The organism is Sphingobacterium cavernae, from assembly GCF_008520265.1.
Lineage (GTDB): Bacteria > Bacteroidota > Bacteroidia > Sphingobacteriales > Sphingobacteriaceae > Sphingobacterium > Sphingobacterium cavernae.
The window spans coordinates 119,666-140,556 of the sequence record NZ_VIQM01000025.1 but is presented as its reverse complement, the minus strand read 5'-3'; the positions used below and the strand labels follow the sequence as shown (position 1 = coordinate 140,556).

At 35.7% G+C, this 20,891-nt stretch carries 19 protein-coding genes; 14 read left to right on the top strand and 5 right to left on the bottom strand.

What is annotated here, in order from left to right; translation table 11 throughout:
* The first annotated feature begins 31 nt into the window (after positions 1-31).
* Together FLS47_RS04460 and FLS47_RS04455 are read left to right on the top strand one after the other, a co-directional pair.
* The gene (locus FLS47_RS04460) at positions 32-1,129 is read left to right on the top strand and encodes a mandelate racemase/muconate lactonizing enzyme family protein (protein ID WP_149913186.1); all 1,098 of its coding nucleotides are present in this window, start codon (positions 32-34) and stop codon (positions 1,127-1,129) included.
* Between the two features lie 52 nt (positions 1,130-1,181).
* A complete protein-coding gene (locus FLS47_RS04455) occupies positions 1,182-2,192 on the top strand; it encodes a LacI family DNA-binding transcriptional regulator (protein WP_149913185.1) in 1,011 nt (336 codons plus the stop codon).
* Here the strand turns inward: FLS47_RS04455 and FLS47_RS04450 are convergent.
* Positions 2,181-3,482 carry an MFS transporter gene (locus FLS47_RS04450; RefSeq protein WP_149913184.1) on the bottom strand — a complete coding sequence of 434 codons (1,302 nt, stop codon included), beginning with the start codon at positions 3,480-3,482 and terminating at the stop codon, positions 2,181-2,183. The two genes, FLS47_RS04455 and FLS47_RS04450, sit on opposite strands and share 12 nt — an antisense overlap.
* 233 nt (positions 3,483-3,715) lie before the next feature.
* On the opposite strand from FLS47_RS04450, the gene FLS47_RS04445 reads away from it, so the two are divergent.
* From FLS47_RS04445 to FLS47_RS04435, 3 genes are read left to right on the top strand one after another with little or no spacing between them, the layout of a single operon-like run.
* A complete protein-coding gene (locus FLS47_RS04445; RefSeq protein ID WP_149913183.1) occupies positions 3,716-6,721 on the top strand; it encodes a SusC/RagA family TonB-linked outer membrane protein in 3,006 nt (1,001 codons plus the stop codon).
* Between the two features lie 12 nt (positions 6,722-6,733).
* On the top strand, positions 6,734-8,290 hold the full coding sequence (locus FLS47_RS04440) for a RagB/SusD family nutrient uptake outer membrane protein (RefSeq protein ID WP_149913182.1): 1,557 nt from the start codon (positions 6,734-6,736) through the stop codon (positions 8,288-8,290).
* A gap of 11 nt (positions 8,291-8,301) precedes the next feature.
* A complete protein-coding gene (locus FLS47_RS04435; RefSeq protein ID WP_188347351.1) occupies positions 8,302-9,270 on the top strand; it encodes a SusF/SusE family outer membrane protein in 969 nt (322 codons plus the stop codon).
* 167 nt (positions 9,271-9,437) lie between these two features.
* On the opposite strand, the gene FLS47_RS04430 is transcribed toward FLS47_RS04435, so the two are convergent.
* Together FLS47_RS04430 and FLS47_RS04425 are read right to left on the bottom strand one after the other, a co-directional pair.
* Complete coding sequence (locus tag FLS47_RS04430) at positions 9,438-9,812, bottom strand: hypothetical protein (protein ID WP_149913180.1); 375 nt, start codon at positions 9,810-9,812, stop codon at positions 9,438-9,440.
* A 161-nt stretch (positions 9,813-9,973) separates the two neighbouring features.
* Positions 9,974-10,468, bottom strand: a complete 495-nt coding sequence (locus tag FLS47_RS04425; RefSeq protein WP_149913179.1) for a hypothetical protein — start codon at positions 10,466-10,468, stop codon at positions 9,974-9,976.
* Positions 10,469-10,648: 180 nt separating this feature from the next.
* Here FLS47_RS04425 and FLS47_RS04420 point away from each other — a divergent pair, with 180 nt between their 5' ends.
* Both FLS47_RS04420 and FLS47_RS04415 read left to right on the top strand, forming a co-directional pair.
* The gene (locus FLS47_RS04420) at positions 10,649-11,629 is read left to right on the top strand and encodes a deoxyhypusine synthase family protein (protein WP_149913178.1); all 981 of its coding nucleotides are present in this window, start codon (positions 10,649-10,651) and stop codon (positions 11,627-11,629) included.
* A gap of 143 nt (positions 11,630-11,772) precedes the next feature.
* On the top strand, positions 11,773-12,306 hold the full coding sequence (locus FLS47_RS04415) for a hypothetical protein (protein ID WP_149913177.1): 534 nt from the start codon (positions 11,773-11,775) through the stop codon (positions 12,304-12,306).
* On the opposite strand, the gene FLS47_RS04410 is transcribed toward FLS47_RS04415, so the two are convergent.
* Positions 12,293-12,976 (bottom strand): hypothetical protein, encoded by a 684-nt coding sequence (locus FLS47_RS04410; protein WP_149913176.1) that lies wholly within the window; start codon positions 12,974-12,976, stop codon positions 12,293-12,295. The genes FLS47_RS04415 and FLS47_RS04410 overlap by 14 nt on opposite strands.
* A 111-nt stretch (positions 12,977-13,087) precedes the next feature.
* Here FLS47_RS04410 and FLS47_RS04405 point away from each other — a divergent pair, with 111 nt between their 5' ends.
* The gene (locus FLS47_RS04405) at positions 13,088-13,663 is read left to right on the top strand and encodes a non-canonical purine NTP diphosphatase (RefSeq protein ID WP_149913175.1); all 576 of its coding nucleotides are present in this window, start codon (positions 13,088-13,090) and stop codon (positions 13,661-13,663) included.
* A gap of 105 nt (positions 13,664-13,768) precedes the next feature.
* On the opposite strand, the gene FLS47_RS04400 is transcribed toward FLS47_RS04405, so the two are convergent.
* The gene (locus tag FLS47_RS04400; RefSeq protein ID WP_223225126.1) at positions 13,769-16,051 is read right to left on the bottom strand and encodes an OstA-like protein; all 2,283 of its coding nucleotides are present in this window, start codon (positions 16,049-16,051) and stop codon (positions 13,769-13,771) included.
* A gap of 93 nt (positions 16,052-16,144) precedes the next feature.
* Between FLS47_RS04400 and tilS the strand changes: the two genes are divergently transcribed.
* The 6 genes from tilS (at position 16,145) to FLS47_RS04370 (ending at position 20,783) form a co-directional block, all read left to right on the top strand.
* Entirely contained in the window at positions 16,145-17,482 is a 1,338-nt protein-coding gene (gene tilS / locus FLS47_RS04395) for a tRNA lysidine(34) synthetase TilS (RefSeq protein ID WP_149913174.1), read from the top strand.
* The gene (locus tag FLS47_RS04390; RefSeq protein ID WP_149913173.1) at positions 17,479-17,958 is read left to right on the top strand and encodes a hypothetical protein; all 480 of its coding nucleotides are present in this window, start codon (positions 17,479-17,481) and stop codon (positions 17,956-17,958) included. Before tilS ends, FLS47_RS04390 begins: the two co-directional genes overlap by 4 nt.
* An 84-nt stretch (positions 17,959-18,042) precedes the next feature.
* On the top strand, positions 18,043-18,360 hold the full coding sequence (locus FLS47_RS04385) for a DUF4834 family protein (RefSeq protein WP_149913172.1): 318 nt from the start codon (positions 18,043-18,045) through the stop codon (positions 18,358-18,360).
* Between the two features lie 93 nt (positions 18,361-18,453).
* Positions 18,454-19,560, top strand: coding sequence for a DNA replication/repair protein RecF (gene recF / locus FLS47_RS04380; protein ID WP_149913171.1), 1,107 nt, complete (start codon positions 18,454-18,456; stop codon positions 19,558-19,560).
* Positions 19,550-19,867 (top strand): DUF721 domain-containing protein, encoded by a 318-nt coding sequence (locus FLS47_RS04375; protein WP_149913170.1) that lies wholly within the window; start codon positions 19,550-19,552, stop codon positions 19,865-19,867. Before recF ends, FLS47_RS04375 begins: the two co-directional genes overlap by 11 nt.
* Positions 19,868-19,886: 19 nt before the next feature.
* Positions 19,887-20,783 (top strand): EamA family transporter, encoded by an 897-nt coding sequence (locus tag FLS47_RS04370; RefSeq protein ID WP_149913169.1) that lies wholly within the window; start codon positions 19,887-19,889, stop codon positions 20,781-20,783.
* Positions 20,784-20,891 lie beyond the last annotated feature (108 nt).

Here is a 20,891-nt window from a genome sequence, read left to right as displayed (position 1 = left end):
TTCGTTTTTTTGTCCTTCTATACAAACAGTTATGATTATTACAGAAATTCAAGTCTACCGCCTTAGTATTCCTATGGAACCATTTGTTATCGCTACAGGTACAATGGATTATGCGCAGAACACCTTTATTAAGTTAATTACAGACACAGCGCATTATGGCGTGGGAGAATGTTCGGCATTTCCTATGATTGTGGGAGAGACACAAAATACCTGTTTGGCTATAGCACAAGACTTTGCAAAAATTTGGAAAGGCAAAGATGCCTTGGTTCTAGAAGAGCGTTTAGCTGAATTGCATTTATATATCGCTGGCAATGCAACAATAAAATCAGCATTTGATATGGCATTGTACGACCTAGCGGCTAAGGCTGCTGGATTGCCGTTGTATCAATATTTAGGTGGAACGAAGAAGGATATTGTAACAGATATTACGTTAGGAATTGCTTCGCCTGAAGAAATGGCGCAAAAGGCATTGAAATTAAAAGATGGTGGAGCTTTCGCTTTAAAAGTGAAATTGGGTAAGAAGCCGCAAGATGATATTGCGCGTATCAGAGCGATTCGTCAAGCTGTAGGTTTTGATATTCCAATTCGTATAGATGCAAATCAAGGCTGGTCTTATCAAGGTGCTATCGAAGCTCTTCAAGGATTAGAACCTTATAAAATTCAATTTTGCGAGCAACCGATGCGAACATACAATGATCATCTGTTGCCTGAATTGCGTACGCAAACTATTGTGCCTATTATGGCAGATGAGTCTGTTTATTCGCATCATGATGCTGAACGTCTTTGCAAAGCAGATGCTTGTGATTATATTAATATTAAGTTTTCGAAATCTTCAGGAATAAACGAAGCATTGAAAATTCAAGCAGTAGCTGGTGAATACAATATTCCATGTATGATTGGTGGAATGCTAGAATCTCGTTTGGCATTGGCAGCAAAAGTGCATTTTGCATATGCATCATCGAATGTGAAATTCTATGATTTGGATACGTGCATGGTCGGTCATCTTGAAGATCCAGTAATTGGAGGTGTTCAATATAATGGTTACGAGATACATATTTCGGATGATATCGGAATTGGAGCGGATATCAAGCAGGAGTTTTTAGATAAATGCGAAAAATGGGTGATTTAATCATCCATTTTTTGTTTACTTTGTTTTTCCAAAATATCAGAAACCTAAAATTATGAGTAAAGTAGATATTATATCCATAGCTAAAGCATTAAACTTATCAAAGTCAACTGTTTCTCGTGCTTTTCAAGAGAAAAGTGATATAAATCCAAATACTCGTAATCGAATTTTGGCGTATGCCAATGAAGTTAATTATCGCCCAAACCATTATGCTAGTAATTTGCGTGAGCAAAAGAGTAAAACCATAGCAGTTGTGGTTCCCGAATTGGAAAACAACTATTTTACGCAAATAATCAAAGGTGCCGAAGAGATTGCAAAGCGAGAGGGCTATCATATCTTGATTTATGCTACGGATGATGATATTAACAAAGAGCGCGAATTTATAACCAGTATTTCGAATGGTAAAGTGGATGGTGTGCTAATGTCGGTTGTCGGTGAACGTGATAACCACAGTTATCTGCATAATATAGACTTGGTAAAAATGCCTATTGTTTTTTTTGATCGTGTATATGACGATGTGGATATTACGAAAATTGTTACAGATGATTACAAGAGTAGCTTTGATGCGACAGAACATTTGCTATTGGGGGGCTGTACTTCCATAGCGTATCTGGTGGTTGACAAAGATTATTCTATAGGTAAAGAAAGAGCTTTGGGGTATAAAGACGCCCTTAAGAAACACAATATCGCGATACAAGAAGAGCTAATAGTTGACTGTTCGAATTCTTACGATGAAAATTTTAATATCATCAAAGAAGTTCTGATTAATCATAAACCCGATGCGGTATTTGCTTCGGTCGAGCGCCTAGCTTTTTCTACCTATTTTGTGTGTAATGATTTGGATTTAAATATTCCAAGAGATCTGAAAGTGGTCGCTTTTTCCAGTCTTCAGATTGCGGAGCTTCTGTCACCTCCACTTTCTACAGTGACGCAACCGGCAGAGCAAATAGGACAGGAGGCAGCCAAATTATTGTTAAATAAATTAAAAGGCGAGCAGCAAGAATTGGATACCAATACTATAGTTTTAAAGTCAGAATTGCGCATTCGCAAATCGTCACAATTTTAGAGACTTTCTAAATATAAACGCTGTGGATCCAGCTAGTAATAATGATATTCCAGCGATTACGATTGCAAATATTGCCCTTCCTTGAAAGTAATCTTGTATAAGAATACCACTGCTTAAGCCGACTAATATTTGCGGTACGGTAATAAATAAGTTGAATATTCCGAAGTACAATCCAATTTTTTGTTGTGGAATCAGTCGACTTAATAAAGCAAATGGCGAAGCTAAAATACTTGCCCAAGCTATTCCTATACAAAGCATTGGGAGATACAGTTGATCAACAGTATTACTGTTAAATACAACTAACAAGCCTATTCCGCCAATAAATAAAGCGATCATGTGTGTAGTGATAACATTCGTTTTCTTATATAAATAGGGCAAAGTGAGGGAAAATACACTTGCAGCTAAATGGTAGCATCCGAATAAAATTCCTGTAAAATTAGCAGCTTCGGCATACAATTTTGATTGGGAAGAATAATCAAACTCCGCATAGATATGTTGGGCGATGGCTGGAGTCATATAAATCCAAACCAAAAAGAATCCAGCCCAGCTAAAGAATTGTATTAATCCCAATTGCCACATTTTTTTAGGAATCTGCGGCAGATAAAAAGTTTTGCTTGATTTAAGTTGAGATGTGAATATGGGCTTTATGCTATTAGATGTAATTGCTTTTGCTGTGATTAAGACGGTGATCAACAATAGAGATGCACCAATATAGAAAGACCATTTTACATTATCGGCAATCTGTTGTGATTCTGAAGTGGAGCTAAAGGATAGAAATTCGTGTAATATATAAGGCAATATTGACCCAATAATGGCTCCAATACTTATTAAAAAAGTTTGAATCGCAAACCCCTTGGGCTGCTGAAATGTGGGAAGGTAGTCTGTGATAGCTGCGCGAAGCGGATGCATGCTGACATTAAAGGATAAATCTATAATGATTATGAGTAATGCGCCTATAAAAAGCGGTGACCATAACGCGAGAAGAACGTCTGAATTTGGTAAGGCAAACAATGATAAAGCACACAAAATTCCACCTGTCAGTAGATAGGGAGTTCTTGTACTACCCGAATTTATATTTCTATCACTCCAATAACCGATTAAGGGTTGAATAATTGCTCCTGAAAGCGGAGCTATAAGCCAAAAAAGTGAAACTTGTGTGAGATCTGCTCCATAATTTTGTAGTATGCGCGTTACATTTCCCGCTTGTAATGCAAAACCAATTTGTATACCTAGAGAGCCAATACATAATGAAGTGATTTGTAGCGTGGACTTAGTCGTTTTTTCTTGCATAAAATGGGTTTGGAGCTAGTAATATAGAAACTTATTTTGAAAATTTCGAAATACTTATTTTGAATAAATTTTTGGTTTAAATAAATTTAATTTCTATCTTTACGTCAAGTGTTTGGGAACGTTCCCAAAGTTTGTGATAACCAAAAGAAAAACAAAAGCTATTATGTAACTGTTCTATTCATTATAGAATTTTTACCTGAATACATCTATTTTATAAACCAAAAACTCAAATTATGCAAAACTTTACATTTCGTAATTCGTTGCTTTTCTATTTGTTTTTGCTTCTCAACCTGTTCTCATTTTCTGGTTATGCTTCGTCGTATCTACAGGCGAATTCCATTGCTGGGAAAATCACAGATGGGAATGGAGGAGCAGTAGTAGGGGCAACTGTAAGTATTAAAAATTCAGCTACCGCAACTTCAACAGATGCGAATGGTGATTATTTGTTGACTAATGTACCGCAAGGGAGTCAAATAGTTGTCGTGAATATGATTGGTTATGAGAAATCAGAAACCAGTATCAATGTAGTCTCGGGAGCAAATAAGTTGGATATTGTCTTAATGTCTGCTTCTGATGAATTGGAGGAAGTCGTAGTCATAGGATACGGTACAGCTAGACGTAAGCAAGTGACGGGTTCAATTTCCAGTGTTACACCAGAAGAATTCAATAGAGGTGTGGTGAGTTCTCCAGACCAATTGTTGGCAGGTAAGGTAGCAGGTCTTACGGTGAACAGGTCTGGTGGTGATCCAACTGCTGGATCGACGATGCAATTGCGTGGACCTTCTTCATTGACAGCGAGTTCTTCGCCATTATATGTCATTGATGGAATTGTAGGCGCTAATATTGAACTGATTGCGCCAGATGATATTGTATCTATGGACGTGATGAAAGATGCATCTTCGACAGCAATTTACGGTTCGCGCGCAGCCAATGGAGTTATTTTTGTGACGACCAAAAGAGGTAAAGCAGGCGCGCCTGTACTTTCATACAGCGGGTATGCTGCATCAGAATCAGTTTCTAATCGTGTGAATGTATTAAGTGCTGCAGAGCATAAAGCTTTTGTCGAAGCAAATGGTCTTGCAGTAGCGCCGACTGAAACAGGTTTCGAAACGGATTGGCAAGATGCTATCACCAGAAATGGTGTATCGCACAACCATAATTTATCGCTGACAGGTGGAAGTGAGGGCACACGATACAATGCTTCTGTGAATTACTTCAACAATCAAGGTATTGTGAAGCGTAGTGGTGTAGAAAAAATTGTTGCGCGTGTAGGCGTTGATCAAAACGCTTTTGAAGATCGACTGAAATTATCATTTAACTTAGCGAATAGCATCAATACATCTACGCATATCGATTATGGTATTTTTAATGGCGCAGCACGTTTTGTGCCGACTTCGCCGATTATGACCGATGATCCAGGATATGCGCAATATGGTGGTTATTTTCAGGTTGTTGGTCGTACAGGCTATATGAATCCAGTTTCGATGTTGAATCTTCGAGATGAAAACAGAAGTAATAACACGTTGCTTGGAAACTTCAAAGCAGATTTGAAGCTTGTTGATGGCTTAATTTGGTCGAATGTTTTGTCTTACCAACGTACACATTGGGACAAGAATTATTATATGGCGCGTACTGATTTTGATTCTTTCGCTTTAGGAAGAGGATTTGCAGATCGTACTGCCTTAAAACATATTGACAAGATTCTAGAATCTTATTTGAATTATTCTTTCACTTCAGATTTGCACACATTTGAGGCGATGGCAGGTTATTCTTACCAAAAAACTAAGAATGATGATGGTCTTCGCGGTACATCTGTAGGCTTCATGTCAGATGATTTGTTGGATAATAATTTGAATTTGGGCTCTTTGCCCGAAGGGTACAATCCATACAGTGATTTTCCACACATCAAAGAATCATTATTAATTTCTGGATACGGTCGTTTGGGCTACAATTACGATGAGAAATACCTGTTAAGTGCTTCTATTCGTCGTGATGGTTCATCCAAATTTGGTGTGAATAACAGATGGGCAACATTCCCGTCCATTTCTGCGGCATGGCGATTGACACGTGAAGAATTCATGCAAGACCAACAGTTATTTTCTGAATTGAAAATAAGAGCAGGTTATGGTGTATCGGGTAACCAAAATATTGATCCTTACCGTAGTATTATTTTGTTTGGACCACGTGATGGACAATTTTTCTACAATGGTAAATGGGTAAATGCATATGGTGTAAGTCAAAATGAAAACCCAGATTTGAAATGGGAAAGCACATCCATGTTCAATGTAGGTTTGGATTTCGAATTGTGGAGAGGTCGTATTGGTGGTACAATTGAGTATTACAATAAAGAAACCAAAGACTTATTGTATGAATACGATGTACCGTCTCCACCTTATCAATTCAACAGATTATTGGCAAATGGTGCAAGTATGAGTAATAAAGGAATAGAAGTGGTGTTGAACGCCAATGTATATTCCAATGAAAATTTCCGCTATTCCACTACTGTGAATTTTGCTAGGAATGTAAACGAAGTTGGTTCACTTTCTTCTAACATTGAGAATATCGGTGTGTCACAACGTTATGAAGGTGGTATAGGTTTGGAAGGATGGACTGGACAAACGGCATCGATTGTATTGCCAGGTCAACCTTTGGGAACTTTCTATGTCGCTAAATATGTGGGTTACGACGAAGTTGCAAAGCGTACAATTTACCAAAAACCATCAGGCGAATTGGTAACGCAAGACCAAATTTCGGCACCAGACGATTACCAAATCATGGGATATGCACTCCCTAAATTTACTTATGGCTGGAACAACAATTTCAGATACAAAAGTTGGGATTTAAATATTTTCTTGAGAGGCGTATATGGCAACCAAATCTTCAATGCTACACGTGCAGATTTATCGAGATTGCAACAGGCGAATGTGACGAATATTTCTAAGGACGCGTTAGAAGAAGGAATTTTTGAAACACCATTGATTGCGTCGAGCAGATTTTTAGAAGACGGTTCGTTTTTGCGCCTAGATAATATGACTTTAGGTTACCGATTCAACACAAGCCAAGCTAAATATTTTAAACAAGCGCGATTGTATTTGACCGCACAAAACTTATTTACATTGACTGATTACACGGGCGTAGATCCTGAGTTGAGCTTAGGCGGACTATCTCCAGGTATTGATAATAGAAGCTATTATCCAAAAACTCGTTCGTTCATTTTTGGTGTCAATTTCACATTTTAATACGTAAATAATATGAAAGCGAAAAATAATAAACTACATATATTTCTGTTGGCTGGACTTACATTTTTTGGCGCTTCGTGTACCAAATTCGATGATAAAGTTTATTCAGCTTACACAGAAGATACTTTTCCAAAAACGCCCGAGCAGTTTGTTGCGGTTACGGGACCTGTATATACCTCGGCTAGGGGATATTTTGGGGATTACTTTGATTTACAGACCGCAGGCTCGGACGAAGTGATTATTCCGACACGTGGAGGTGACTGGTTTGATGGGGGTAAATGGCGTGATATGCATTTTCATACCTGGTCGCCTTCGCACGAAGTCGTTCGTAATGCTTGGAATTGGGGCTTCAATGCTATCGGTACATGTAATCGGGTATTAAGTGTGTTGGAAAAATCCGAGGATTCAGAACAAAAGAACCAAACATTAGCAGAAATTAAAACTATGCGTGCTTGGTACTATTATTTGATGATGGATGCGTATGGAAATATTCCATTGGTAACATCTTTTGATACAGGTACAGAGTTGCCAAGTACGACGCCTCGAGCGCAGATATTTGAATTTGTTGTTTCCGAATTGGAAGAAAATCTACCGTTATTGAGTGAAGAAAAATCTTTAGCAACATATGGAAGACCTACAAAATGGTTTGCACACGCATTATTGGCGAAAACCTATCTCAATGCGCAAGTATACACAGGTACAGCACAATGGAACAAAGTCGTAGAAAATGCGAATGCGGTAATTGCGTCAGAGAAATATTCCTTAGAAAATGATTTCTTAGCTCAATTTAAGGCAGACAATGGCGCGGACAGTCCAGAACCAATTTTTTCAATCCCATTTGATGCATCAAGAGCAAAAGGTAATGCTTTGTTCAACAAAGTATTGCATTATGCGCATCGCCAAACATTTGAGTTGAATGGTAACCCATGGAATGGATGGAGCGGGCAGCCCGCTTATTTCAATTTATTTGAAGATTTAGATAATCGTAAGCAACAATGGTTATACGGTCAACAGTACAATGCCACAGGTCAACCCTTGATTAATAATGGGGTGAATGTATTTATCAATCCCGAAGGTTATAATTTATTGCCGGGTTCAGATTTTGATATTGGTGGAGCAGACGATGACGGTCGTTTGGCTGGTGCACGTTGTGTAAAATACCAACCAGACAAAAGCCATATTGGTAGTGATGCAGGAAATGACGTAGTCGTATTCAGACTAGCTGATGTTTTATTAATGAAAGCAGAAGCTATTTTGCGTGGTGCAACAAATGGCACTACCGCACAAGCTTTAGAGGCAGCTAATCAAGTTCGCAAAAGAGCATTCCCAGTGAATCCTGAAAAACACTTTACAGCGGGAACATTGAATTTGGATGCGATCTATAAAGAACGTGGGTTGGAATTCACATTTGAAGTAACGCGTCGTACAGATATGATTCGTTTTGGTAAGTGGGAGGATGCTATGTTGTTTAAGCCAGCAAACACAGCAGAGACCTATAAGCGCCTATTCCCAATACCAGCGACAGCCTTGGCAAATAACACAAATCTAACACCTAATCCAGGTTACTAATTATGAATGTTATGAAAACAATATATAAGTTATTAACAATTGGTTTATGTGGTCTACTTTTCTTAGGTATTAATGCCTGTAAAAAGGTAGAGCACAGCATCGACGATCAAATTGTTTCGATAAATGAAAGTACAGTGTCAACTATTCAGATAGGTAAGAAGCTGAAAGTAGGTTTCATTGCACTGAATGTGAATACCTTTGAATTTAGCATTGAGAAGGATGCTGCAGCATTGCTTACTGAACAGGTTACGGTAGAGCCTAATCAAAATATTTTAGAAAAGGAATTTAATATTCCTTTAGATGAAAGCTATATAGGAGAAGCGAACCTAAAAATTACCTATCAATCGGGCGGGCAGACAGTGACTAAAACGCATCCAATAACCTTCGAAGAAAGTAATCCACAAATGTTTGTCGTAGGTGGATCTACAGGAGCAGGTTGGGAACCTAATAATGCATTGGCAATGACATTGTATGGTGAAGGTAGTAAAACGACGTTTGAGACTTTTGAATACTTGACTGCTGATGGAGGATTTAAGTTTTTGCCTACAAATGTGGATTGGGCTGGTGCATTCGGAATAGGAACTACCACTGGTACATTATTGCAAGATGAAGAGGCTGATAATATTACTGTGTCTGAAAATGGATTCTATCGCCTTCGTATGGACTCTGATGCATTAACTTATACTGCATTAAAGCTAAACATGGGAGTGGTCGGAAATGCTACACCCGGAGGTTGGGACAACGACACAAATATGGAATTTGTAGGTAGCAAAGGAACATATATCTGGAAAGTAACTGTCAATTTAGTGCCTGGCTTAATTAAATTCAGAGCTAACAAGGGTTGGGATATAAATTTTGGCGGTACGGAGAGTGAAATTACGCAAGGAGGTGCTGATATAAATATTGCATCAGCTGGTTTGTATGATTTAACATTAGATCTTACTCCGGGAGCGTACACCGCAAAAATTGAGAAAAAATAATAAACTAAAAATGGGTGATTGTTGAAATCACCCATTTTTTATACCTTAGTCCTATGAATACAATGTCTTGGGGCGTAGGAACGCAAGAAATAATAATTATACTCGTATTAATACTATTTTTAGTGTTCTTCTATATTTTCTTTTCTAAACTCTTGAAAAGAAAGTAATTAATCAGCTAAATAAGCTTGCTCTATGCATTTGATAACTTGTATGTCTGAAATATAAGTTAGTTTTGCATCTTGGAAAGCGATTTCTTTTGCCTTCTGTTCTGCGTTAAGCGCAAATTCCTGAAAAATTTTGTAATGTTCTTTTCGCTGCTTTAAATCTTTAGCTTTTAGCAGCTGCAGCTCATTTACTAATTCTTGATTTATTTTAATTTCTACTTTAAGATCACTTGATATTTGTTGAAACAATATTAAAGGCTCTTTTTTCTGTTGAAAATAAATAGCAAAAGCCTCTAGATTATTCTCATCATTGATAATATAAGCTTCAAATTCCACTTGTCCAATTTGAATTTTATCAATTAATTTAGAATTACTCATATCTTATGTCTTTGGTTAGATTTATATTTTGCCCCAAAAATAAATTTAATTTCTGATACTCTCTAAAATATTTTATCTGTATAAAGTAATTTGTAAATATTGACTGATTAATTAAGTTTGTTTTAAATATTTTTTAACAAATATGTGGTATTGGGAATAGATTATTTAGTCAGTGTAATAGATAAGTTATTATACTTCATTTTTAATGTATCAATGCTTATGGTATCTTTTGCATTGATTATAAGTTTCGATAATATCTTTTCACTCTGAAAGAAAGCATCTATAGTATCCAATTGATCGCTACTCCACTTTATAATTGTCGTAGATTTTTGGTTTTCTATTTTTTCTGAGAGATTAACATTATACGTAGTTAATTTCTCCTTTGGATTTAAGGCTAGTCGATTCGGATTATTGGAATTAAGTACGTAATGATTTTGATTATTATAAAAATGAAATACTCTTAAATCATCCATTTTAAAGCCATCAACTTTACTTTGATCCAATAAGTCGTTACCATGCCGGTCGATCACACTAATAGCCACTTCTTTTGGTATATCACAACAATCAGGAGGCAAATCACAACAGAAAACATTTTCACAAGATTGAAATAAAAAAATGTTACTTAATAAAAGCGGTATTAAAACTAATCTTCTCATAAAATGGTTTTGCTATAGGACGTGTGAATTAAATAAATTGCTACAAAATCTAAAATTAAAGATAAAGGTTAATTTTAACATTTGTTAAAAAAAGAAGCAGCTATCAGGGATTACTCAGTTCAAAATACTTTAATAAATTTAATTCAGTACCTTTGTGCTACTTATTAAAAATAGATAAAGATGAGTACACAAAAAGGTCCAATTAGTCAATTTATTGAGCACAATTACCGTCACTTTAATGCCGCTGCGTTAGTAGATGCAGCAAAAGGATATGAGCAACATTTACTAGAAGGTGGTAAAATGTTGATTTCATTAGGTGGTGCAATGTCAACAGCTGAATTAGGTGTTTCTTTAGCGGAAATGATCCGTCAAGATAAAGTACATATTATCTCGTGTACTGGTGCAAACTTAGAAGAGGATGTGATGAATTTGGTAGCGCACTCGCACTACAAACGTATTCCAAACTGGAGAGATTTGACGCCAGAGCAAGAGCGAGAATTATTAGATACGCACTTCAACCGTGTAACGGATACATGTATTCCAGAAGAAGAAGCTTTCCGTCGTCTTCAAGCACATTTAGAAGATGTTTGGCATGCTGCTGAAGCAAAAGGTGAGCGTTACTTACCACACGAATTTTTGTACCAAGTTGTAAATTCTGGTGTATTGGAGCAATACTATGAAATCGATCCTAAAGATTCATGGATTGTTGCTGCAGCAGAGAAAAACTTGCCAATCGTGTGTCCAGGATGGGAAGATTCTACTACAGGTAATATTTTCGCTTCAAATGTAATTAAAGGTAATTTGAAGGCTTCTACTGTAAAATCAGGTATTGAGTACATGATATACTTGACAGAATGGTATCGCGAAAACTCAAGCGGTAAAGGTGTTGGATTTTTCCAAATTGCTGGTGGTATCTCTGGTGACTTCCCAATCTGTGTTGTACCGATGATGTACCAAGATTTAGAATGGACGGATGTTCCTTTCTGGTCGTACTTCTGTCAGATTTCTGACTCTACGACTTCATACGGTTCTTATTCAGGTGCTGTGCCTAATGAGAAAATCACTTGGGGTAAATTAGATATTGATACGCCTAAATTTATGATCGAGTCGGATGCAACTATTGTAGCTCCATTGGTATTCGCATATATTTTAGGACAATAGTTTAGATATTAGTATTTAGATATGAGATATGAGATTTTTTCTTGTGTCTCATATCTTTACTCTAGAAGTTCAACAGAGATGTATATTCAATCTAATATCTATTATCTTAAATCTCACATCCAATATCTGTTAATCTAAAGACAATGAGCAACCTTCTTACAGATAATCCTATAGCACTACAGGCTTTGATGAGCGAAACCTTGTTTTCGACAGGATTTGCTATGGAGGATGTTCAGTCACAATCTCTAGACGTGGATTCTGCTGTTAATTGGGATTCCTCAGGAGAAGAGTTTGTGTATAAAGGCAATAAGACTACCGGCGTATTATTTATTTTGCGTTATCCGTCATATCCATACTTTTCGCCAGCGGCTGAAGAAGCTTTTATCAAAACTATCGGAGCATCGCAGCTGACTCCTGAAAATGTTGCTGTAGTCAATTTGGCTAATCCTCAAAATCCAAATGACTTTAAACGTATTATGGAATTTTTCACGCCGAAGAAAATTACATTGCTAGGCGTTGAACCCACATCCTTAAAACTTCCAGAAATAGCACACAACTCGTATATGAAAGGTCGAATCGCTACGGTATTCAATACCTTTTCATTCGAAGAAATGTTTGCGGATGTCAATAAAAAGAAACTTTTCTGGGGAGAATTTAAAAATTTTATTGTGGATTAATCTTTTCAATATTATTAACTTTTAGTTTTGTGATTATCAAATTATCTATTTGAATTTCACTCTTTATGCAATTTTGAATACCTATCATATTTCCTTCAGTTGGTTTTATTTTAGATCTAAATATTTCAATTTGGTCTCTATAAATTATTAATTCCGAATTTAATTGAAGGATTTGAATATTATGCCATTTGTTTAAAAAGTAGTTTTTATAAAGTCCATCAATGCCTCTTGCTACAGAGGTCCAACCGTTTTGCTTTCTTTCGTCTTGATAACCAAATTGATTAAGTTTAATTTGGTCTTCTGAAATCTGTATTTGATAAAACTGAATTTCTTTTTTAAGATTTGACTTCAAATTTATATTACCCCACATAAAGTCAAAGAATTTCGCATCATCTTTTTGATTTAGAACCCTTATATCAAAAGAAATTGAAAAATTATCACTGCTAGAGAATTTCTTCATTTCTTTAGTTAGCCATAAACAACCTCTACTATCAAAGTTTTTAATTTTTTTAGTAATTTGATAAACCCCACTGTCAACTAATACTTTAAAATCTTTGTTGTCTAAAATATCCCATTGATTTTTATTATTAGAAAAATTTTCTTTGAATATTAGTTTATTTGGACTACAAGAGAAGATTATAAATAAGAATATAAAATAGCAGTATTTCATATGTCATCAATTTAAGGGATTTGTTAAAGGTAATAATTTTTAATTTTAACAAGGAGTTGAATAAAGTAGCTTTATTTTGACTTCTACATTTTTACTTTTTACTTTTACAGCATGTTAGAATTAGTATTTGCGACGAATAATACACATAAGCTTGACGAAGTACAAGCAATGGTAGGAAATAAGTTTGTGTTGAAATCTTTAAGTGATATCGATTGTCAAGATGATATACCCGAAACAGGAGTTACATTTGAGGAAAACGCGCAACAGAAAACTGATTATTTGGTAAATAAGTATGGTCTGTATTGCTTTGGTGATGATTCAGGATTAGAGATTGATGCGTTAAATGGTGAGCCAGGAGTATATTCGGCACGTTATTCAGGTTCTCGTGATATGGAAAAAAATATTGATTTGGTATTGGAAAAATTAGCTGATAATCCTAACCGTACAGCACGTTTCAAAACAGTGATATCATTATATCTAAATGAACAACAGCATTTTTTTGAAGGTGCAATCGAAGGTCAAATAATCAAAGAAAGAAGAGGAGAAAAAGGCTTCGGTTATGACCCTATTTTCATTCCAAATGGATATGATAAGACTTTCGCTGAAATGTCTGCTGATGAGAAGAATGCAATTAGTCACCGCGCTATTGCTGTTGGTAAATTGGCGGAATTTTTAAAGAATTATTAAAAACCATTTAAAAGTTAAAAATTATACTTCCTGTTGGTGAATATGACGAAATAAATAGGAACAATAAAAATCAAAAAGCTCATCATTTGATGAGCTTTTTGATTTTTATTGTTCTGCTTCTTCAGCATGTTTTGTGTCTTCAGCTTTATTTTCTATTGGTTTGCCTTTTATTTCGGTCTCTTTATTTCCTTCCGAATCTTCTTTTTCGTCAGTTTCTTTAGGAACTTCACGTTTACGATTTAGAAGATCCTCTTTGGATTTTGGACGGTCTTGTGGTCGCCATGAAAAGCCAGGTAAAATTTCATTTTCTTGGTTTACCAACGCAAAAGGATAAACTTTTTGATCTACTTTCTTAATTGTTGTATAATCAATAATTTTTCGATCTTCCATTTTAACTTTAATACGTCCACCTCGGTCATGGAACATTTCCGTTATTATTTTTGTCTTTTCATTTTCTGAAAAAACTAAATTCTCCGCGTTACCATCAACAAATAATCTTTCAATATTATTTTTAGCAAAGAAGGCTGTGATTTTGCGACCTTTTAACTGATTGAATTTTGTAGAATCAGCTAACGCATTAACCATAAATGCATTCTCTTTCAATAAAGCATTGTCCATGGTCTGATTCACAATTTGCATAAATATGGTATCTGCAGAAATTTGTGAATCTTGTGCCCAAATCATCGGTCTTCCCATGAATCTAAACATAGAATCCTGCATACCATAATACACGGAATCCGCTACTGCTTGCAAATCGGATTTAAATAAGCGAACATTATAATATGCTTTTACAATACGTGTACGTGCGGTGTCTGATATTTCTTGTTTGGTAGAATCTGTTGTTTGTAATTTTACATCGGGCTGTTGTGCAATTTTTAAAGCTTGATTAATAGCACTATCAGCATGCCCTGCTTGCGGTATAATAGCTTTTTGGCGAAGAATAGAATCCGCTTTCAACGTTTTCTCAATCTCTTCACGACCTTCGCCAGTATTATTTATTAGTTGTTGTGTCTTTTTAGGTGCTACTTGTTTCTTGTTTTTTAACTCATTTGGCTTGCTAAGTGTTTGATTCGCTGTATTCTCCAGCTTTGGTAATCCAGTGGGAGAGTCTGTATTTTGTAAATCAGTAAAATCACCTTCTCCATTTTCATCATCACCATAGTCTTCTTCAGCTTCTTCTAGCATCTGTCCTCCACTACGATCAAGCTTAAGATCCAAAGGAATATAATCTTTGGCAAGTATCATACGTGAAAACAAAGTATCTGCCGTCATGTACACTGAGTCCATTTTTGCTTCTGACTTTTGGGCTACGGAATTTTTAGCTAGATAATTTACCTCAGCATCTTTTGGGCTATCAGTTTTAGCCTCTGTTCGCTTTTTATCTTTATTATTTTGTTTTACTTCTTTTTTTTCTGTTGAATCAAGGACTTTTACCTCCAATAATGGTTTATCAATTTTACTGGAGTCTGATGTTGTAGTGTCTGATTCGTTTTTTACGACAGTAATAATGTATGGCTTTTCGGTCATGACGATTGACTCTTCTTCTTGCCTATATTCCCCTTTACCACCATAAGCGTAAAATTTATCTAAAGTATCTACAAAAACAACATTGCGGAACGCTTTACCAACGCCTGTTTCACGCGCGTAGTGTAGACTGTCTCCTTTTAAGAAACGACTTCCTTCTGTGTATAAATTGTTTTTATTAAAGTTGGCAACTCCAGTAGATGTATTGTAGACACCTTTTTCAGTATATAGATTTTCTTGTTTATTGCCTTTAATATTAGTAGGTCCAAAGAAAAAAGTATTTTTGGATGCGCCATTATATCGCATTGTATCGGTATACACTTTTACAGATGGATTTCGAACAATGACTTGATGACGGAAATATGCGTCACCCGTGTTTTCAAAATAATATGCGTTTTTGGAAGTGATAGTGTCTGTTTGAGAGATAATTCGACCGCCACCTGTATAAGTTCCAATTTTTGAACGCATATTGTAGGTTAAATAATTCGTGGTTAGAATTGAATTTTTATCAATCATTTTCACATTTCCAGTCAATTTAGCCTGTTGTGTCGTTGCATCGTAATGTAAGTAATCCGAATAAATAACCGTTCCTGAGGGCTGAGTAATAACAACATTGCCAAAAGCTTCGAAGAATTGCTGCTTAATTTCATTTTCATATATATAACCACTGTCAGCAGCTAAAGTATTCCCTTTGTGCTCATATACTGGATTGTAAAATGTCATGTGTCCTGTCTTGGCATTGATACGACCTGAACTTGATGATACTAAATTCATTCTACTGGCATCACTTACTTGCACAGGAATTTGTCCGAACAAAAGTTGAACAGAAACAAAAAATAAGAATAAGGCTAAATACTTCTTCACGAGGCAAAAATAGAGAATTAAATAGCAAAAAAATGTTAAGACAATCATTTTTCGTGTTAAATAAAATCAATTTTTAATACATACTTTTGATACATGAATATTCATGAGCGTTTTGAACGTTATGTAGAAGATTATAAGCTGTTTAGCAAGTCGGATAAAATTCTTGTTGCGGTGAGTGGTGGGCGAGATTCTATGTTGTTAGTGTGGTTGCTTTTGCAAAGCCAATACGCCATAGAGATTGCGCATTGCAATTTTCAACTTAGAGGCGAAGAATCGGATGGCGATGAGGCACTAGTTCGAGAGTTTGCAGCTAAAAATTCAATTCCACTGCATGTGAAAAAAATTGATACGCTACGTTATTCGGAAGAAAATAAAGTTTCCATTCAAGTAGCTGCGCGCGAATTACGTTACGCATGGTTTGAAGAATTAAGAGAAGAAAGAAATTGCAAGGTAATAGCTGTAGCACAACACATGAATGATTCTGTAGAAACGGTTTTATTCAACTTGTCACGTGGAACTGGATTGCAAGGTCTTCAAGGTATTTTGCCAAAGCGTGACGATTCAAAAGTAGTTCGTCCCATTCTTTTTTTGCAAAGCAAAGATATCACAGAATTGGTCACAAAATACGCTATTCCTTTTCGCGATGATTCATCAAATTTTTCAAATAAATATGCACGAAATAGGATTAGATTAGACATTATTCCAGAATTGGAAAAGTTGAATCCTGATTTTATTTCCATTATGGATGACAATATCCATCGATTTCGTGACAGTCAAGATGTGTTGACTTCGTTTATGAATCGTTTGCGAAATGATATTTTGTTGCCTCGAAACTCGGATTCTTGGCAAATGCTGAAATCAGAACTTGCTAAGCTTTCCTTAAATGAATTGTATTTTGTATTAGAACCATATGGTTTTAAAAAGAATGTTTTACAAGATTTGGTAGATAGTTTTGATAAAGAATCAGGACGGCAATTCCAATCCGAAAATTATATTTTAATTACGGATAGGGAAGCGGTTATTCTTTCAAAAAAAACAGTAGAACAAGATGCTGTGGAATTTGATGAATTTGGGGAAAAGATAGTTTGGAATAAGTTTCAATTTTCTTTCGAAATTTCTGATGATTTAATTGTACTCAAAGAAAAAAGTACCGTACAGATTGATACGGATGAAATTGTACTTCCATTGACTATTCGTTCTTGGCAAAAAGGCGATGTTTTTCAACCACTTGGTATGAAAGGAAAGAAGAAGTTGAGTGATTATTTCATCCAAAAGAAGATTAACATAGTAGATAAAAAAGGAATTCCAATCTTGGTAAATGGAGACGGTAGGATTATCTGGGTAGTCAATTATCATTTGGACGAAAGATTTAAGATTAGGGATAATACACAAAAAGTCCTTAAATTAGTTTGCAATTTAGAAGGGTTATGAGTCAAGAAAAGCATTTTGTTGAAAGGCAATTTTTAGGTAGAGACATGACTTGGATTAGTGTTCGCATGACTTTGGCTTTATTTTGTTTTATCGTGTATTATCTTAACATGGATCATTTGCCGTCCCGGCAATTGTTTTTTATCGTGGGCAGTTGTATTATAGTGGTGTCAATCGTTATGATGTATTTAGTACATTACAAGACGGATGTGTACAATGGTAATGTGGTGCTAAGTGGTCTGTGGTCTACACGTTTAGTCAAGATTGATTTATCATCGATTGTCACAGTAGAAAAGAAGCCTTACAGTACGTATATTTTCAACAATCCAGTTTACAATTTACACAAAAACGGTAAAATTCGGTTTTATTCTGGTGGAAAAGACTCCGTATGGTTGACTGATAAAGACGGATTGACCTATATTATCGGGACGCATCGCCAAGAGGAATTGTATAACGCGATCCTCAAATCCAAGTCTTAAATAGTGTTAAGAGACGGCAGTCTGACATTATATTGACTTTGTTTTTTGACGATTTTGATATATTTGAATAAATAGATTAAACAGATGACAGCATTATATTTTATATTATTTGTTATAATAGCATATTACGTTTTCAAGTTTTCGATGCGTCTATTATTACCATACGCAATGAAAAAACTGGCGGAACGTATGATGAAAAAAGCACAACAGGGGCAAGGAGGTTTTACATATACGTACACATCTGGTAATCCATTTGGTCCACAGTCGACGTACCAAGATACAAATCAATCAAATACATCATCAAAAGGTGAATTGAAAGTTGATTATGTACCACAAAAAGAAGAAAAAAGAAAAGTAGCTCCTAATGCAGGAGAGTTTATAGATTTTGAAGAAGTAAAGTAGATTTCATATTCAATTTGGAAATAGGTTGGTTAGTGACTAAAACTAATCAACCTATTTTTTTGACTTGTACTTTTTTAGTTTTTACTTTGTATCATGTGGTTGAAGCAACTTTCCGTTTTAAATTTTAAGAACTATACAGATTCTAATGTGTCTTTTCTGCCTGAAGTGAATGCTTTCACAGGGGCAAATGGTGCTGGAAAAACGAATTTGCTAGACGCCATACATTATCTTTCCCTTTGCAAATCTTATTTTAATCCAATTGATTCGCAACATATCAAAAAAGGTGAGGAATATTTCATGGTGCAGGGAGAGTTTGAACGAGAAGATAGACCAGATGTAATTTCCTGTAGCCTAAAGAAGAATCAGAAAAAGCAATTCAAACGTAATAAAAAAGATTATCCAAGATTAGCGGATCATATCGGCCAGTTTCCGTTGGTCATGATTTCACCAAATGATACTTTGATTATTCTCGAAGGATCGGAAGAACGTCGCAAATTCATTGATAATGTTATTTCACAAACTGACAATCGCTATTTGGATACATTAATTGCATACAATAAAATCTTATTACAGCGCAATACGTTGTTGAAAAATATCAAAGAAAAAGGCGTTTTTGATATTGGCTTGTTGGAAGTGCTGAATATGCAATTGTTTGAAGTGGGGGAAGTAATTTACCATAAACGGAAGGTGTTTATGGAGAATTTTACACCTTCTTTTCAGCGCCATTATCAATATCTTTCGGAAAATGCTGAAGAGGTTACTTTGCAGTATGAATCGCAATTGCATGGAATGGATTTTATGCATTTATTGGAGTCTTCTTTAGACAAAGATCGTATTCTGGAGCGAACTACGCAGGGTATACACAAGGACGATTTACTGTTTACCATTCACGGTGAAATGGCGTTGAAGAAATTTGGTTCGCAAGGACAACAGAAATCATTTCTTATAGCTTTAAAGCTCGCACAATACACGTATTTGCAAGAGCAAAATAAGTTTAAGCCGCTGCTGTTATTGGATGATATCTTCGATAAATTGGACGAAAGTCGCACAAAGAAACTTATGCAGATGGTTTCGGATGATGAATTTGGACAAATCTTTATCACGGATACCGACGCTACTAGAATTCGTAAGATATTCGACGAAATCCAACAACCTATCCGTATATTTGATATCGAAGGGGGACAAGCGCATGTTATATAAGAAAAAAGTGGATGAAATACCTACACGTGATGATGTCAGCATGAAGCAGGCGGTGGAGAAATGGTTGGAGGTATACAGATTGCGTCGTAAGTATGAGGAGTCATCTGTAGTCACTTTTTGGGAGGATATTATTGGTCCATACATCGCTCGGAGAACTCAACACATCTATATTAAAGACAGGAAATTGTATGTCAAAGTAGAGTCTGCCGTTGTAAAACACGAATTAGCTATCAATCGTAGGCAAATCATTGGTCGGGTAAATGAACATGTGGGGCATGTAATTGTAGAAGAGTTCGTTATTCTATAAAAAAATCTATTTTAATTTCATGCAACTTAAATATTACGCTGCTGCACTTTCTTCATTTGTAGTTTGGGGAGCTTTTAGTTTAGTATTACGACCACTCAGCGACTATGCTGCACTCGATATTTTGACTTATCGTGTGGCTTTTGCAGCGGTTATTATCGCATTAATTAGTTTAATTTTTCGTTATCGTATTACGAAGGAAAATATTAGTCTAATCATTTCTTTAGCCCCAAACGATCGTTTAAAAATCATTTCAGCTACTATTTTTAGTGCCATTATGTTAGCCCTTAATTGGTACTTATATATCTATGTAATGAATGCCGTAAGTGTTAATGCGACTTCATTAGCCTATTTGATTTGCCCAATTCTCACCACTGTATTAGCCAGTATATTCTTAAAAGAAAAGCTTAATACAGGACAATGGACAGCTGTTGCACTCAGTGTTTTGAGTTGTGTGATGCTGTCGTATGGTCATTTCATCGATATGGTTTATAGTGTTATCATCGCACTGTCGTATGCAATTTATTTAGTGGTACAGAAGGCAAGCAAAAAGTTGGATAAGTTTTTTACGTTGACGCTTCATATTCTGATTAGTTCCTTGTTTTTAATTCCGCTAGGGATGAATTCAGGAGAAGCTGTTACTCATTCAGACCAGTTTTTTCAATATGTCCTTATTATAGCTGTCTTTTTTACGATAATTCCTTTGTTTCTGAATATGTATGCTTTGAAAGGATTAGATTCGTCCTTAGTGGGCGTATTGCTTTATATAAATCCAATCATCGCTTTTTTGTTAGCCATTTTTTATTTCGATGAAAACATCACATTACTACAAGGTCTAGCCTATGGACTAATCTTTACGGCAGTAATTGTTTTTAATGTTTCTTATCTCCAAGGAAAGAGAAAAGTTTCTTACGAATAGAAAACACTGAAGTTATTTAGAACCGTTCTAATAGTCTCTTGTTGCTCGATTATGACAATCAGCACTGTTTTTGTGTGGTTATATTCCCTATGTTTGTGCCATTTGTGA

What these genes read in the sequence shown, in the direction of transcription:
- FLS47_RS04460 (WP_149913186.1), top strand. Translation starts at nt 32, where the DNA reads ATGATTATTACAGAAATTCAAGTCTACCGCCTTAGTATTCCTATGGAA.
- FLS47_RS04455 (WP_149913185.1), top strand. Translation starts at nt 1,182, where the DNA reads ATGAGTAAAGTAGATATTATATCCATAGCTAAAGCATTAAACTTATCA.
- FLS47_RS04450 (WP_149913184.1), bottom strand. Translation starts at nt 3,482, where the DNA reads ATGCAAGAAAAAACGACTAAGTCCACGCTACAAATCACTTCATTATGT.
- FLS47_RS04445 (WP_149913183.1), top strand. Translation starts at nt 3,716, where the DNA reads ATGCAAAACTTTACATTTCGTAATTCGTTGCTTTTCTATTTGTTTTTG.
- FLS47_RS04440 (WP_149913182.1), top strand. Translation starts at nt 6,734, where the DNA reads ATGAAAGCGAAAAATAATAAACTACATATATTTCTGTTGGCTGGACTT.
- FLS47_RS04435 (WP_188347351.1), top strand. Translation starts at nt 8,302, where the DNA reads ATGAAAACAATATATAAGTTATTAACAATTGGTTTATGTGGTCTACTT.
- FLS47_RS04430 (WP_149913180.1), bottom strand. Translation starts at nt 9,812, where the DNA reads ATGAGTAATTCTAAATTAATTGATAAAATTCAAATTGGACAAGTGGAA.
- FLS47_RS04425 (WP_149913179.1), bottom strand. Translation starts at nt 10,468, where the DNA reads ATGAGAAGATTAGTTTTAATACCGCTTTTATTAAGTAACATTTTTTTA.
- FLS47_RS04420 (WP_149913178.1), top strand. Translation starts at nt 10,649, where the DNA reads ATGAGTACACAAAAAGGTCCAATTAGTCAATTTATTGAGCACAATTAC.
- FLS47_RS04415 (WP_149913177.1), top strand. Translation starts at nt 11,773, where the DNA reads ATGAGCAACCTTCTTACAGATAATCCTATAGCACTACAGGCTTTGATG.
- FLS47_RS04410 (WP_149913176.1), bottom strand. Translation starts at nt 12,976, where the DNA reads ATGAAATACTGCTATTTTATATTCTTATTTATAATCTTCTCTTGTAGT.
- FLS47_RS04405 (WP_149913175.1), top strand. Translation starts at nt 13,088, where the DNA reads ATGTTAGAATTAGTATTTGCGACGAATAATACACATAAGCTTGACGAA.
- tilS (WP_149913174.1), top strand. Translation starts at nt 16,145, where the DNA reads ATGAATATTCATGAGCGTTTTGAACGTTATGTAGAAGATTATAAGCTG.
- FLS47_RS04390 (WP_149913173.1), top strand. Translation starts at nt 17,479, where the DNA reads ATGAGTCAAGAAAAGCATTTTGTTGAAAGGCAATTTTTAGGTAGAGAC.
- FLS47_RS04385 (WP_149913172.1), top strand. Translation starts at nt 18,043, where the DNA reads ATGACAGCATTATATTTTATATTATTTGTTATAATAGCATATTACGTT.
- recF (WP_149913171.1), top strand. Translation starts at nt 18,454, where the DNA reads ATGTGGTTGAAGCAACTTTCCGTTTTAAATTTTAAGAACTATACAGAT.
- FLS47_RS04375 (WP_149913170.1), top strand. Translation starts at nt 19,550, where the DNA reads ATGTTATATAAGAAAAAAGTGGATGAAATACCTACACGTGATGATGTC.
- FLS47_RS04370 (WP_149913169.1), top strand. Translation starts at nt 19,887, where the DNA reads ATGCAACTTAAATATTACGCTGCTGCACTTTCTTCATTTGTAGTTTGG.